Annotated in this window: 14 protein-coding genes; 8 read left to right on the forward strand and 6 right to left on the reverse strand. The window is 66.0% G+C overall.

The window, feature by feature from the left end; genetic code table 11:
- Positions 1 to 79: 79 nt before the first annotated feature.
- Complete coding sequence (locus MSZK_RS21020) at positions 80 to 1,093, forward strand: alcohol dehydrogenase catalytic domain-containing protein (protein ID WP_099250547.1); 1,014 nt, start codon at positions 80 to 82, stop codon at positions 1,091 to 1,093.
- On the opposite strand, the gene MSZK_RS21025 is transcribed toward MSZK_RS21020, so the two are convergent.
- The 3 genes from MSZK_RS21025 to MSZK_RS21035 all read right to left on the reverse strand — a co-directional run bounded on the left by MSZK_RS21025 (position 1,094) and on the right by MSZK_RS21035 (position 3,839).
- The gene (locus MSZK_RS21025; protein WP_099250548.1) at positions 1,094 to 1,495 is read right to left on the reverse strand and encodes a hypothetical protein; all 402 of its coding nucleotides are present in this window, start codon (positions 1,493 to 1,495) and stop codon (positions 1,094 to 1,096) included.
- Positions 1,496 to 1,562: 67 nt separating this feature from the next.
- Positions 1,563 to 2,600, reverse strand: a complete 1,038-nt coding sequence (locus MSZK_RS21030) for a dihydrodipicolinate reductase (protein ID WP_099250549.1) — start codon at positions 2,598 to 2,600, stop codon at positions 1,563 to 1,565.
- Positions 2,601 to 2,603: 3 nt separating this feature from the next.
- Positions 2,604 to 3,839 carry a hypothetical protein gene (locus tag MSZK_RS21035; protein WP_099250550.1) on the reverse strand — a complete coding sequence of 412 codons (1,236 nt, stop codon included), beginning with the start codon at positions 3,837 to 3,839 and terminating at the stop codon, positions 2,604 to 2,606.
- 41 nt (positions 3,840 to 3,880) lie between these two features.
- On the opposite strand from MSZK_RS21035, the gene MSZK_RS21040 reads away from it, so the two are divergent.
- Positions 3,881 to 4,474, forward strand: a complete 594-nt coding sequence (locus MSZK_RS21040) for a TetR/AcrR family transcriptional regulator (RefSeq protein ID WP_099250551.1) — start codon at positions 3,881 to 3,883, stop codon at positions 4,472 to 4,474.
- A gap of 234 nt (positions 4,475 to 4,708) precedes the next feature.
- On the forward strand, positions 4,709 to 4,855 hold the full coding sequence (locus tag MSZK_RS32680; protein ID WP_099250598.1) for a hypothetical protein: 147 nt from the start codon (positions 4,709 to 4,711) through the stop codon (positions 4,853 to 4,855).
- Between the two features lie 28 nt (positions 4,856 to 4,883).
- On the opposite strand, the gene wrbA is transcribed toward MSZK_RS32680, so the two are convergent.
- The gene (gene wrbA, locus MSZK_RS21050) at positions 4,884 to 5,495 is read right to left on the reverse strand and encodes an NAD(P)H:quinone oxidoreductase (RefSeq protein WP_099250552.1); all 612 of its coding nucleotides are present in this window, start codon (positions 5,493 to 5,495) and stop codon (positions 4,884 to 4,886) included.
- Positions 5,492 to 6,334 carry a hypothetical protein gene (locus MSZK_RS21055; RefSeq protein ID WP_099250599.1) on the reverse strand — a complete coding sequence of 281 codons (843 nt, stop codon included), beginning with the start codon at positions 6,332 to 6,334 and terminating at the stop codon, positions 5,492 to 5,494. The genes wrbA and MSZK_RS21055 overlap by 4 nt, the downstream gene beginning before the upstream one ends.
- Positions 6,335 to 6,407: 73 nt before the next feature.
- Between MSZK_RS21055 and MSZK_RS21060 the strand changes: the two genes are divergently transcribed.
- Positions 6,408 to 6,902 (forward strand): nuclear transport factor 2 family protein, encoded by a 495-nt coding sequence (locus MSZK_RS21060; protein ID WP_371411374.1) that lies wholly within the window; start codon positions 6,408 to 6,410, stop codon positions 6,900 to 6,902.
- 81 nt (positions 6,903 to 6,983) lie between these two features.
- On the opposite strand, the gene MSZK_RS21065 is transcribed toward MSZK_RS21060, so the two are convergent.
- Positions 6,984 to 7,646 carry a L,D-transpeptidase gene (locus MSZK_RS21065; protein WP_099250554.1) on the reverse strand — a complete coding sequence of 221 codons (663 nt, stop codon included), beginning with the start codon at positions 7,644 to 7,646 and terminating at the stop codon, positions 6,984 to 6,986.
- A 228-nt stretch (positions 7,647 to 7,874) separates the two neighbouring features.
- On the opposite strand from MSZK_RS21065, the gene MSZK_RS21070 reads away from it, so the two are divergent.
- From MSZK_RS21070 to MSZK_RS21085, 4 genes are all read left to right on the forward strand, one after another.
- Positions 7,875 to 8,411 (forward strand): hypothetical protein, encoded by a 537-nt coding sequence (locus tag MSZK_RS21070; protein WP_142389975.1) that lies wholly within the window; start codon positions 7,875 to 7,877, stop codon positions 8,409 to 8,411.
- Complete coding sequence (locus MSZK_RS32445; RefSeq protein WP_158230612.1) at positions 8,408 to 10,672, forward strand: DUF5631 domain-containing protein; 2,265 nt, start codon at positions 8,408 to 8,410, stop codon at positions 10,670 to 10,672. Before MSZK_RS21070 ends, MSZK_RS32445 begins: the two co-directional genes overlap by 4 nt.
- On the forward strand, positions 10,669 to 11,625 hold the full coding sequence (locus MSZK_RS21080) for a hypothetical protein (RefSeq protein WP_099250557.1): 957 nt from the start codon (positions 10,669 to 10,671) through the stop codon (positions 11,623 to 11,625). The genes MSZK_RS32445 and MSZK_RS21080 overlap by 4 nt, the downstream gene beginning before the upstream one ends.
- A gap of 78 nt (positions 11,626 to 11,703) precedes the next feature.
- The coding region (locus MSZK_RS21085; protein ID WP_233211432.1) for an HNH endonuclease signature motif containing protein at positions 11,704 to 12,861 on the forward strand (1,158 nt) is incomplete at its 3' end.

The following is a 12,861-nucleotide window of genomic DNA, read 5'->3' on the forward strand; positions in this document are numbered from 1 at the left end:
GGGAGAATAGGGATCAAAGACCCTTTATGCTGAGTTAAGCTGAGTAGACCCAGCATCGACGTCGACACCGAGGGAAACAATGGCCACACACCGCGCAGTACACGTGACATCGCCCGGAGAACCGCTGCAGCTGACGGACATGGAGACCACGTCGCCGCCGCCGGACCACGTGCGCATCGCGGTCAACGCCTGCGGCGTGTGCGGCACCGACCACGCCTTCGTCAATGGCGCCTTCCCCAACCTGACCTGGCCGATCACCCCCGGACACGAGATCGCCGGGACGGTCGCCGAGCTCGGCTCCGGCGTCGAGGGCTTCGCCGTCGGGGACCGGGTGGCGGTCGGCTGGTTCGGCGGCAACTGCACCAAGTGCCTACCGTGCCGCAAAGGCCAGTTCATGCAATGCGTGAACCTCGAGGTGCCGAGCTGGAACTATCCCGGCGGGTACGCGGAGTCGGTGATCGTGCCGCGCACCGCGCTGGCCCGCATCCCCGACGAGCTGTCGTTCGCCGAGGCCGCGCCGATGGGCTGTGCGGGGGTGACGACCTACAACGCGCTGCGCCAGACCCGCGCGGTCGCCGGCGACCGCGTCGCCGTCCTGGGCATCGGCGGTCTGGGGCACCTGGGCATTCAGTGGGCCCGGGCGATGGGCTTCGAGACCATCGCGATCGCCCGCGGGGCAGGTAAGGCCGATGACGCCAAGGAATTGGGTGCTCATCACTACATCGACTCGACAGCCGGCGATGTCGCCGAGGCGCTGCAGGCCCTCGGCGGAGCGCAGGTGGTGCTGGCCACCGCCGCCAATTCGGCGGCGATGGCGGCGACCGTGGGCGGTCTGGCACCGCAGGGCGAGCTGGTGATCGTGGGGGCCACCTTCGATCCGCTGCCGATCACCCCGGGCGATCTCCTGTTCGGCAATTTCAGCGTGGTCGGCCACCCGTCGGGCACCTCGGCCGACATCGAGGACACCCTGCACTTCGCGGTGCTGTCCGGGGTGCGGGCCCGCATCGAGGAGCGTCCGTTGGGCGAGGCGGCCGAAGCGTACGCGGCAATGGACGAGGGCCGTGCGCGCTATCGCATGGTCTTGACGATGTAGCTACTCGTCGCCGTCGGGCCCGTCTTCGGCATTGGCGGGCCCGTCGAGCACGCTGACGTCGATGCCGTAGGGCAGGAACCGCACGTTGCGGTTGGCGTCGGTGTTGTGCTTGTTGGCGCGCAGCGCGTCGAGTTCGCTCTGGTAGACCTGCTCGACGTGCGCCTTGCCGTCGGAATCGGTGATGTAGATGGCCCACACCCCGTCGCCGGCCTCACCGGCGGTTTCCGGTTGCGACCGGGGCCGAGAGCGGCGGGTGAACTCGTCGAAGAGCACGCCGAATCCGGCGCTGCTACCCGACGTGTTGAGGAATCGCCCGAAGGCGTCGCGAAGTCCCTCACTGGCCTCACGCACCACACGATCGATATCGTCGGGATCGAACCCGAACGGTCCGTTGTTGTCCATAGCTGCCAGTGTGCGCGCAGTTCGGGGTCTAGTCGACAGTCCGGCCTTCGCGGCCAGCGAAACCGCCTCAGCGGCGATACAGGTTCAGCGGCAGATCGGCCATGGTGACGAAGCCAGGCGCCGCGTCGCACACCGCGGGAACGGCATTCACCGCCTGCATCGCGGTCGCCACGCTGGCCGACCGCACGTGCTCGTCCAGGGGCACGTCGCGGCGAAAACTGGCCAGCGTCATCAGATGCGCCCGCATCGACGGTGTGCCCTCGATGGTGACGGTCCAGCCGTGCTGGGGAGTCGGCCAGTGTGGCGGCTGCGATTCGCCGACAGTCCATAGGGTTTCGACCTCGACGACGGTCTCTCCGTTGCGAAGGCCGGACCACCGCCAGTGCTGACCCGCGACGGTGCCTGCGCGCAGAACGCGGCCGCAGACATCGCGATCGGCGCTGGCGGGGATGACTTCCAGGTCGGTGTCGACCGCATCGAGATCGAGGCCGAGCGCGTCCCCGAGTAGCCACACCTGCTCCTGGAAAAGCGCACTGGTGAAACGCAATCCGTCGCTCTGGGCATTGACCTCGTCGAGCGGGCTGCCAAAGCGCATCTGGTCGAAGGTGATCTCCACGCTGTCGTAGACCGACCAGTCCGCACGCTCCTGCACGGTGACCCGTTCGATGCTCCGCGACATTCCGGTCAACGCCAACGGGATCACGGCGCCCAGGTTTCCCGGGTTCAACCCGGTGCCGTGCAGGCTGGTGTTGCCGTCTGTGCAGGCCTGGCGCAGCCGGTCACGGTCCCGGACCGCCATCCGGGCGGGGTGGAACGCGAATGCCGTGGTGATCAGGTTCGCGCCGGAGGCCAGAATGGCCACCGCGTCGTCGAGCTTCGGATGCCGCGGGGCGTACACAACGGCGTCCACGCCGGCGGTGTCGACGTCGATGCCGGCGATGACGCCGATCGGATCACGCCCGGCCAGGGCGCCGGCGTCGGCACCGGCCTTGGCCTCCGAGTAGACCTTGACGCCGGCCAATTCGAGGTCCGGATGGTCGAGGATGCCACGGATGGCTTCGACTCCCACCGCACCGGTGCCCCATTGCACGACGCGGTAGGCCATCGGCTACACCACCGTCAGCGGAAGGGACCGGCGCTCTTCGAACACGAACGTCGCGCCCTGGCTGAACTTGGTGACTTCCACCTCCGGCGAGTCCTTGGCGGCGGTGTCGGTCTTCTCGAACTCTGCCGTCCAGTCGTCGCCGGTTCCGGAGATACGCACCGCGATATGCGGGTCGACGGCGGTTGCGATGGCCTGCAACGGGGCCGGAGAAGCCGGGGAGCACAACGAAATCCAGGATGCGTCGTCGTGCGACGGCGACGGGTGAACATGAACCCGGCCACCTTCGACCTCGGCGACGACGTAACCGGCCGGGTTGAACAGCGGGTGCAGTTCGAGAACCTTGGCCAGTCCGTCGAAGTCGTTGGGCAGCTTCAATGCTCGTTGGATTCGCTCGGCTGCCACCCCGGCGATGCCGACGAGCTGCTTGGTGCAGATCTGGGTGGCCAGCTCGGCGTTGTCGCCGGCGCGGGCGCGCACCGCGATGCCGAACGACAGGTTCAGCAGGTGCATCTGCAACACCACTTCGTCGGCGATCCGCACCAGCGCGGAGTGGGAGAAGGCACCGAAATCGACGTCGGACAACAGTGCGCCCGAATAGTCGCTCTGGCCTTCGTCATCGGGATCGATGGGCGCGAGCTCCCAATTGGCGGCGCGCGTTTGCGCGACGATGTCCAGGGCGGGGATGCTGCTGACCTCCGGGTAGGACTCGTCGATGATGACGGTCCATGCGCAGTGCGGCTGGCGGTCGGCCGGCGTGCGCGGCGGGCGGTGGATGGGCCGCACCTGGGCCTTGGCGTTGGTGGCCACGGCGGTGGCGTCGAACGTCGGGTCTTCGATGTCGTGGCACATGCCCTTGACGTAGTCCGGGCCCATCGGCTCGACGTCGAGCAGGGCGCCACAGTGGTCGAGGTGGAACTCGCCGTGCCAGCGGTCGTGGACGGTGTAGCGGAAATCCATGAACTGGGGCGGGGCGCCGATGTCGAGCTGGAGGCCCTTGAAGATGGTGATGATGTCGTTGCCCTCGTACTTCAGCGCCTTCTGCATGCGCTTGGTGTAGAGCGGGCTGGCGCCGGCCCACTCCTCGATGGCGATCTGCAGCATCTCGGGCCGGCCGAACGACTGAATGCACCACGCCATACCCGAGCGGTCGATCAGTTGGCCGATCAGCAACAGTTCGGGCACCAGGGTGGCGAGTTCCGCCCGGGACAACTGGGCGTAGCGGCTGAGGGGCTGGCTCATACCGCGAAACATAGTCGGCTCAATGTTATAAAGTCAACGATGTGAAGGCGCTCGGCACCCCTCCCACGCGGCAGACGCAAGCGCCGCGCAAGCGAGGTGACGAGACCCGGGCGCTGATCATCGACGAGACGGTCCGGTGCGTGGTCGAGGAGGGGTTTCCCGCCGCGACGGCCAAGCACGTGGCCGAACGGGCCGGGGTCACCTGGGGGGTGATCCAGTACCACTTCGGCGACCGCAATGGTCTGCTGATGGCGGTGGTCGACGAGGGCGTCGCCCGACTGCTGGAGAGCCTGGGCCAGGCCGACGTGGCCGATCTGGGCCTACGGGAGCGCATCGAGGTCGTCGTGGACACCGCGTTCCGCTGCTACAGCAGTCCGACATCGTTGGCGGCGTTCGAGATTCTGCGGGCCACCCGCGGCACTCACGGCGACAGCGCCAAACGGCATCTGCTGGAGATCAATTCCGCGATCAACCAACTGGGCCGGCTGATCTCCGACGATCCTGGTGTGGCTGAGGTGATTTGGTCGGCGCTGCGCGGCATGGTCCTGGTCGAGATGATCGTCGACTCGCACCTGGAGTGGCAGCGGGAGCGCGCGATCCTGGTGGACATGGTCACGCGCTATCTGCAGGGCTGAGTTCGAGCGGCGAGCTGCATCACCCTGCGGCGTGACCGTGCGTGCCGTCACAGACCTTCGGAATGGCGAGCTGGGAAAACACTGCGCTGTAGGCAATCTCACACGAGCAAAGTTGATTTACATGGAGTTAACAAGAACGATCGAGGCGTTGACCAAGCAGGCGATCCCTGACCGGTGAACGTCACAAACAAGTACGCCCCTGCAGAACCGGGGGCCATCAAGGAGTTGAGAAGAATGTCGTCGATTGCGCAGTTCCGCAACGATATGAAGCGGGCCATGACGCGTCGCCGTCTGTACGCACGGATCAACGCGCTGCCGCCGTCAACGGTGCGCGAGGAGCTCGTGGCCATCGCCCAGCGTTACGAAGACGGCCTCCGCTGACCTAAGTCCCCAGCACCTGTCCGCCGGCTCATCCGGCGTCGACAGGAGTGAGCCGGCCGGCAATGGTGACCACTCGCCGCGCGAGGTGTTCGAGCGCGGCGGTGGTCTCCTCACCGAGTTCGTTCTTGTTCTCCGGGCCGGTAATGTGGCCCACCCCGTAGGGATTTCCGTCGCCGAACTTGACCGGGTCGGTGTATCCGGGCGGCACGAGAATGCCACCGAAGTGCATCAGCGTGATGTAGAGGGCAAGCAGCGTGGTTTCCTGGCCGCCGTGGGCGGTTTGTGAGGATGTGAACGCGGCGTAGACCTTGTCCGCGAGCTTGCCCTGTGCCCACAAGCCACCCAGCGAGTCAATGAACGTGCGGAATTGCGATGCGGGAGAACCGAATCGCGTGGGCGTACCGAAGATGACGGCATCCGCCCAGACGATGTCGTCGCCGGACGCGGCCGGAAGGTCCTTGGTGGCTTCATAATTCGCCGTCCAGGCCTCGTTCTGTGCAAATGACGACGGGTCGCGAGTCTCGGCGATGTGCCGAAGGCGCACGTCGGCCCCGGCAGAGCGCGCGGCGGCGGCCACCTTCTCGGCCATTGCCGTGCCATGCCCGGTCGCCGAGTAATAGATGACGGAGAGGTTCGTCATGCCGTTTCTTCCTTCTGTTCGGGAAACACTTTGCGCATCACCGCACCTGCGATGACGCCGACGAGGATGAGTGCGATGCCGACACCCGCGGAGAACGAATCACTTACCCAGCCGGCGATCCCGATGCCGATGACGAAACCGGGCAGCCAATCCAACAGTCGCCCGAATGATGGTGGGCTGTCCATGGATTCACCGGTGGCGGCCAGGAACTTGGCGCGCGCATAGTCGGGATAGAACTCGGTGACGGCAACGGCGACCAGGGTGACCGCGAGCTGCACGATCCATCCGGTCCAGAAGTTGTCGCCGTCGTGCAGCACCGCGTCGCCAAACGAACCGACGAGCGTGTTGATCAGGAACGCGCCGGCCCAAACACCGGTGAGGATGTAGTTGACCCGCACGAACAGGGGGCTGTCCCAGTGTTCGGGGTCGACAGTGTCGCGGGCGTAGGCGATGGTGAACGGGCGACGGATCGCGAGCGTGGCCAGCGCGTAGGCGGCCAGCAGACCGTTGGTGAGCTCACCGGCCCATAGCTCCAGCCACGTGATGAGCGCCGGTGAGCCGAGGATTCCGAGCCCGACGAATACCGCGAAGACGACCGCGCCGAAGACTTCCAGGGAATGCACTCTGATGCCGCGACGGCTGCCGGCCCACATCACGATGAGGGTCAAGGCGAGCGCGGCGGCGGCCGCTTGTCCGAAACGGCCCGGCCCCGAGATGATCGCCATCAGGATCCATGGGGCGATACCGGAGAACGGGGACCGTAGGAAGCCGTCGACGAAGTTGGTTTGTTGGACGGTGGCGTCGGCGGTGCTGGGATCGGGCTGATCCGGTCCAGACATTGGCGACTCCTGGTGGTTGAGATGCACCCCGGGCTTGCATCATTGTCACCGGGACAACTCGCCCCGTCGACACATTCGGTGTGCTGCAATGACCGGCATGGCTGATGCGGAAGCAATCGAAGCGATCAAACAGGTGAAGTACCGCTACCTGCGGGCTCTGGACACCAAGCATTGGGACGATTTCGCCGACACCCTGACCGAGGACATCGTCGGGGATTACGGGTCCTCCCTCGGCGAGGAGCACCACTTCACCAACCGCAAGGACCTGGTCGAGTTCATGGCCAAGTCGATGCCGGCCGGGGTGCTCACCGAGCATCGCGTCACTCATCCGGAGATCTCCGTCGACGGTGACGAAGCCGAAGCCATCTGGTACCTGCAGGACAAGGTGATCGTGCCGGAGTTCAACTTCATGTTGATGGGCGCGGCCTTCTATCGCGACCGCTACCGCAAGACGCCGGACGGCTGGAAGATCTGCAAGACCGGCTACGACCGCACCTATGAGGTGACGCTGTCGACCGAGGCGCTGAACTTCAACGCGACGGCCGGCGCGGCGATCGCCACGACGTAGGCGTCCCGGCGCGCCGCCGAGAGTGCGGCTTGTCGGTGAGGATCCTCAGCGGTCTCGACGGTAACCCGCACGCTCGGCGGTCTACTGAGCGACGGCGATCAGCGCACCGGGCTGTAGCCAGCGCATGATCTTGACCAAGGTGTCGTCGTCGAGTGAGACACAGCCCGCGGTGGGGCCGCCGTCGGTGGTGTGAACGAAGAAGGCGCCACCGTTGCCGGGCACGCGCGCCTTGTTCACGCCCATCACGATCGCGTGGGCGTACTGCGGGATGTAGAGGTTCTCGGTGCCGCTGGCCGGGTTCGTGTCGAACGCGCAGTCGGCTTTCTTGCAGACCTGCATGGTGTTGTAAGTGGGGCTTTTCATGTCCCCGTCCCACCAATAGTCCGGGGTCACCTGGACGTATTGCAGGCCACCGCCCGGGTTGGGCTTGGTGCCGAAAGCGAAGTCGAGCGTGAAGATGCCCATCGGCGTCTTCATCTCACCGTCGTGGGATTGCGGCGTCATGCCGTTGGCGCCGATGTGGGTGGGGATGGCGGTCGCGACGGGCTCCCAGCCATTGGCGCCGCGCTGCCAGACGTCCATCTTGGCCGTGGCGCCGCCGGTGCCGACGACGGACAGGACCTGGGTGGCGTTGCCGACGTTGGCCTGGAACCACGGGGTCTCCGCGTGGCTGGGCGGGGCTGAGAACAGCGCCACGGCCACCGCGCTGAAGGCAGCACAGAACGAAACGGCGACTCGACGCATCGACTCATCGTGGCTGGGAGGTCTCTGTGGGGTCAAGTCAAGGTTGGGCCACGGTTCGGTCTGGGCCAGCTAACGATGTGAGGCGGGATGGGGTGACTTGACCCCTGCGGTTACCGGGCTGTTCTGGGCTTTCAAGTCCATCTGAACTGCGTGTACAGGCTGGTCGGAGCGGGTATTGCCGCTATTGGTGAATAGCGCTCCGGCAAACGCAAGGGATACGATTTCGACATGTCGCAAGTGCCGTACGGACCCGGGCCTGCAGGACCAGCTCCGTGGCAGGGACCGCCGTCCCGACGGGGACCGTCCCAGCTGCCGACGATCATCGCCATCGTCATCGCGGTTATCGCGGTTGCGGTCGCCATCGGTGCCTGGTTTCGACCGATGCCCAAGCCGGAAGCGCCGGCGGCCAAAACCTACAGCGAGCAGGAAGTCGCCGACGCGAAGAAGGCGGTTTGCGAGGCACACGACCAAGTCCAGAAGTCAGTGAATACAGCCGGTGGAAAGTCCGGCGACAACCCCACAGACACATTCCTCGTTGCAGTCAACATTCGGCTAGCGCTCGCGACGAGCAGCAGTTATCTAACCGAAAGCCTGAATACGCACCCGGCTGCGCCGCAAAATCTCGTGGAACCTATCCGGAACCTAGCTAACAAGTACCGAGAAATCGTCATGGAACAACTGGCGGACACCTCGGCGAGTGACCTCAACCCACTAGCCACGTCGGCTGACGGGGAAATCGCCAAGATCAAGCAGGCCTGTCAGTGAGCGATTTGCCGCCTGGAAAGTGGTCGTCATTACTGGTCGGCCACCAATGGCCCAGCGCGGCATCCCTCGCGCTTCTGAATGCTTCAGCCACTAACCGCGGCAAGACTGCTGAGGCCCTCGAAGCGTATTCAGAACTCTTGCACTCTGTGCGTATCGGACAGCTAGCGGATCAGGAAGGCGTGACGGCCGAGGACACGCGCGACGCATTCGAGCGCGGCGAGAGGAACGCCCGAGAACTGTCCGACAAGAATGCGGTCAAAGGCGGAGCCTACCAATCAGCCCATCGGTGGACAGAAGATCTTCGCAATGCATTGACTGATGTTGCGGCCCGCGGAAACTCACGTATCGAAGAAATCGAAGCATCCAGCGATCCAGCTGCAATGAAGTTAGCTAAGGCTGTAGACGTGGTAGTGCAAGCGCAGTCTGAAGCCAACGGAAAGGCTGCCGAGCACGGATCCAACTTGTACAACGCGATTCAAAGTGTCTTAGACAAAGAAGGCCTTGGCATGCCTGCCCGGGAGTTCGCCCGCACAAACGGCGCAAGTCTAGAACGTGCTTGGGGATCACCTAGTCGGGATTCCATTAGCAATCAAGTTCGTTCTCTCTTAAGCGATTCAACAGCCGCTGCCACTCAGGGCTCGACGGCGGACGCCATTGCGGGCGGCTCCAATGACAGCACCAGTTCATTTTCCCGAGGTGGCAGTTCGCCACAAGCGTCCGGCTCGTCGGGCACAACCCAATCAGTATCAGCGAGCGGCGCGACGACTGGGCAGGGTGTGGATGGTCCCGTCGTGGCCCAAACAGTCGGCGTGGGGCCGGTGAGCGGCGGATCAAACGTGAGCGGCGCACTGACAACACCCGATATCGCGGCGAAGAGTACGACTCCGATCGGATTGCCATCATCTACGCCGAATGTCTCGCTACCACCAACTTCACCTGGACTAAGCTCCCCCTCGCCTTCGGGTAACCTCACATCCTCGGCACCGATCGGCCCGATGCAACAATCTCCAACCGCTTCCGCCCCCTCAGCGCACACCAACGCACTCTCCCCCGAAGGCTTCGCCCAGAACTTCAACTCCGGTGCGCAGACTGGCAATCCGATGTCGGCAGGCACCGAAGCGCTTTCCAGCAGCGCGGCGCACGCGATGCAGCCGCAGGCACCGATCCACCCGGAGACCATGGCAGCACCGCCGATGGCGTCGACCACGCCAACAGCAGGAGCGCCGCTCTTCGAAACCGCCCATCCCGCAGCCAGTTTCGAGGCCGCGCAGACGCCCGTCACTCCCCCGGCAGATGCCACCCAGACCTATGTCGCGGCACCGGCCGCCCAGCCAGCACCCGTCATGCCGTCGACCGCAGCCCCCGCGGCCCCGGCCGGCCCGCTCCCCGCCTACGGCGCTGATCTCCGCCCGCCTGCCGCCACGGCACCGGCCAGCCCGGCGCCGATGCCCCCGTCGGCCGCCCCGGCCTCAGCCCCCGTCCAACCGAACGCCGGTCCGCTCAATCAGCCCGCGGTCGTCCGCCAGCCGGCTGCTGCGGCCGCCGCCCCGACACCAAGCGGGATCACCGAAACTGCCGTCGCCGCAACCGCTACCGGCGCGGTGGCCGGTGCCGGTGCCGCGCAAACCCAAGCCCAGCAGCGCCTCCAGCGCCTCATCGACGCGGTCGCACGCCAAGAACCCCGACTCGGTTGGGTGATCGGCGACCGCGACGACGGCACGACCATGCTGACCACCGACCTCGCCAGTGGGTGGATTCCCCCACATATCGAGATCCCGACCGGCATCAAGCTGCTCGCTCCCGGCCGCCGCAGCCGCACACTCGACGCCTTGCTCGGCGACACGGTCCTGACCGCCGCCTACACCCCGGGGCAATACCTTCCGCCCGCCGAGGACGAACCGATATCCACGTCCATCCGCGCCCGCGACACCGACGACGTCGAGGAACTCGGCTGGGAACTGTCCCAAGCCACCAAGTGGCGCGATGGCCTGCCGCGCCTGGCCCACACCCTGGCCAAGGCCGCATCGACCGGAACCGGCTACCTGGACTCCGAAGTCGAGCTGCTTCGCGAACACCTCGCGAACGTCGCCATTGCAGTTCTCGGTGACTACCCCGACCGCATCGACGCCGCTAAGGTCGGCCACTGGCAGCTGTTGGCGACGATCGACGCCCTCATCAAGGGCGAAAAGACCGCCGCCAATTACCACTTCGCGTGGTTTCAGGCTTTGAGTCTGGCACTGAAGGGAGAGGTGCACCGATGACTGGTGGACAGCTCAGCGCGAGCGCGGGCCAATATCTCGCCGCCAACGGGATGAACGTCGCTCCCCCGCCCATCGCCTCCGATCCGCTCGTCGCCGGGGCGACTCCCATCGAGCAGTTGCTACGGGTGCTCGGGTTGGCCGCCAATCTTGGTGACCCCAAGGACAACAGCGAAAGCATCGAGGAACATGCCAAGCGAGATTCCAAGACTGCCGAGGCCGCAGCGAAGTTCCCCGCCCAGGACGAGCAGGCGAGCGCCGAGATGAAAGGCGTCGCCGGCCAGGGCGCCGACCAGATGGCCCAACAGCTCCCGCAGATGGCCTCTGGAATCGCAGGCGCACTGGCCGGAGCGATGGGCGGCGCGTTGCAGCCGCTGGCCCAGATCCCCCAGCAGCTCGCCCAGGGAGCGCAGCAGGCCATGCAGGCAGGCATGGGCATGATGCAGCAGGCCGGTGGCTCGGCCGCAGAGCTCGACAAAGCCAGCCTCACTGATCCGTTGTTGGGCGAATTCGGCGAGACACCAGGTGAATTCGGCGCCGGTGGGGGTGGAGCCGGCGGCGGTGGTGGCGGCCTCGGCGGCACCACACCGACCGCGATGCTGGGCCCGCCGCCGATACCGTCCGCAGGCACGTCGCCATCGGCGGCCAACACCGCGATGCCACCGCCACGAATGGTGACACCCACGTCCGCACCCACCGGCGGGATGGGCGGCATGCCGATGATCCCGCCCGGCGCCATGCACGGCGCCGCGGGATCGGAGAAAGAGGCCAAGGCCGATACCAAACGGGTGTCCGTCCCGACGGTGAAAAACGGCGCGCCCGTTCAAGGTCGCATCACCACACCGCCGCCCACGCCCCAGGTCGCCAAGAAGGTCGACGGTAAGCCGGTGGCGACCCGACGCATCATCGTGCCCAACAGCAAATCGGACGAACTGCCCGGCGACTCAAAGTCCTGATTCCGCAAGCACCCTCGTTACTTCTCCCGAAGTCCTCGCTCACCGAAACTTGTCGTACCCCGGTGTGATGATGGGGTTATGTCCTCGGTGGTGGCTTCTTGTGAGCGGGTGAGTCCCAAAGAGCGCCTTGACGTGTTGTTCGATGAGTTGGCGGAGTTGGCGGGTCAGCGTAATGCGATCGATGGTCGGATCGTGGAGATCGTGGCTGAGATCGATCGGGATGGGATCTGGGGTCATACCGGGTGTCGGTCGGTGGCGGCGTTGACGGCGTGGCGGTTGGGGCTCTCGGAGAGCAATGCGCGGGCGGTGGCCGCGATCGCGCACCGGATCGAGGAGTTTCCCCGCTGCACCCAGGCGTTGCGGGAGGGTCAGTTGTCGGTGGATCAGGTTGCGGTGATCGCCGCGCGGGCCGCTGACGGTTCCGATGCCCATTACGCGCAGTTGGCGTCGGTGGCCACGGTCAGCCAGCTGCGGACCGCGGTCAGCCTGGAACCACGTCCCGAACCTCCGCCCTACCTGCGACCCGAGCGTGCCGTCAGCAAGATCGTCGGTCAGACCTCGACGAAGTGGCGGATCACTTTGCCCCATGACGAGGCCGCGACCTTCGAAGCGGCGCTGGGTTCGCATCGTGATGCGTTGATCGCCGACTGGAAACGCGACCACGACACCACCACCCCCTCGACGAGCGCGCCGCCGCTGCCGAACAGTGCCGATGCGTTCATGAGCCTGATCGAAGCCGGCTGGGATGCTGATGTGGCGCGCCGCCCGCACGGGCAGCACACCACCGTGGTCGTGCACGTCGACGTCGAACACCAGGTCGGCGCGCTGCATCTGGGGCCGGCGCTGTCCGAGGCCGAGCGCCAGTATCTGAGCTGTGATGCCACCTGCGAGGTGTGGTTCGAACGCGCCGGCCAACCCATCGGGGCCGGGCGGGCCACCCGCACCGTCAACCGGCGGCTACGGCGCGCCCTGGAGCACCGCGACCGCACCTGCGTGGTCCCGGGCTGCGGCGCGACCCGCGGCCTGCACGCCCACCACATCCAGCACTGGGAAGACGGCGGCCCCACCGATCTGACCAACCTGGTCCTGGTCTGCCCCTACCACCACCGCCAACACCACCGCGGCGCCCTCACCATCACCGGCACCGCCACCCACCTCACCATCACCGACCAAAACGGCCAACCCCTCACCGCTGGCTCGCTGGCCCGAGCACCCCAACACCAGCCACCCCAGGTC

Origin of the sequence: Mycobacterium sp. shizuoka-1, assembly GCF_002723835.1 — a bacterium.
Classification (GTDB): domain Bacteria; phylum Actinomycetota; class Actinomycetes; order Mycobacteriales; family Mycobacteriaceae; genus Mycobacterium.